Here is a 746-nt window from a genome sequence, read left to right as displayed (position 1 = left end):
CAACAGCGATGGCGAACCTGGCGTCAAGACGATCTGGAAGGGGCTCGATCAAGTGCACGCCTCGGCGGAGACCTTACGTGCATTACGCGACGGGCTGGGGTGACTGACTTATGTATAAGGGCATGCGGTAAAAGCCTGTAGCAGTTTGTCGATGCTGGCCATCCCCACGGACGCCGGAATCGATAGCGATAGATTGCCACGATAAATGCCGTCAATAGTGCCACCTAACTTCGATGCAATATCATTTTCGAGCTCGGTAATTGTTTCCGGCGCGAGCGCATCGGCATAAATCTGCATGCAGAAATTGCCGCCACGCTGCAGCACAACAGGTGCTTTATGCGGGTCCTCGATGGCGATCACGTCACCTTTGGCCATGTTCAGCGCCAAACCGGGCGATGACAATAATTCGAACGTTTTCTCGCTGAGCTGGCGTACGGGTAGCTGCTCGAACACCGGTGAGCCGTTTCGCATTGCGACAAAAACCTTCATCAGGCATGCATTTTTTTGACCGGTACTACCGTCGCTTGTATTATCTTCCATATGCTGCGCCACAACTTCCCCTTTCTACGCAAGGCATACCCTCTTTGGCATACCCGCTATTGCTGCGTTCAAATTACATGAGCCAATTGCAAAACGATTTTTCTGAACTGGCCGACATCAGGAGAGCACGATTTTTCATCGCTTTTTAGTGATGCCGGACGAAATCTGATCGGTTACGGCGGCGGAATCATGGCTAATCTCATTTT

General features: G+C 51.6%; 1 protein-coding gene. It reads right to left on the bottom strand.

Going from position 1 to position 746, the window contains the following annotated elements:
- Positions 1–108: 108 nt before the first annotated feature.
- Complete coding sequence (locus F2P44_RS34440; RefSeq protein ID WP_167094595.1) at positions 109–540, bottom strand: DUF4265 domain-containing protein; 432 nt, start codon at positions 538–540, stop codon at positions 109–111.
- Positions 541–746: the final 206 nt, after the last annotated feature.

It is taken from the genome of Massilia frigida (genome assembly GCF_011682175.1).
GTDB lineage: Bacteria > Pseudomonadota > Gammaproteobacteria > Burkholderiales > Burkholderiaceae_D > Telluria_A > Telluria_A frigida.
The sequence above is the reverse complement of the archived record's forward strand: the minus strand, read 5'-3'. Positions and strand labels throughout refer to the sequence as shown.

Bases quoted from the DNA above. Each gene is read 5' to 3' on its own strand.
- F2P44_RS34440 (WP_167094595.1), bottom strand. From the start codon at position 540: ATGGAAGATAATACAAGCGACGGTAGTACCGGTCAAAAAAATGCATGC.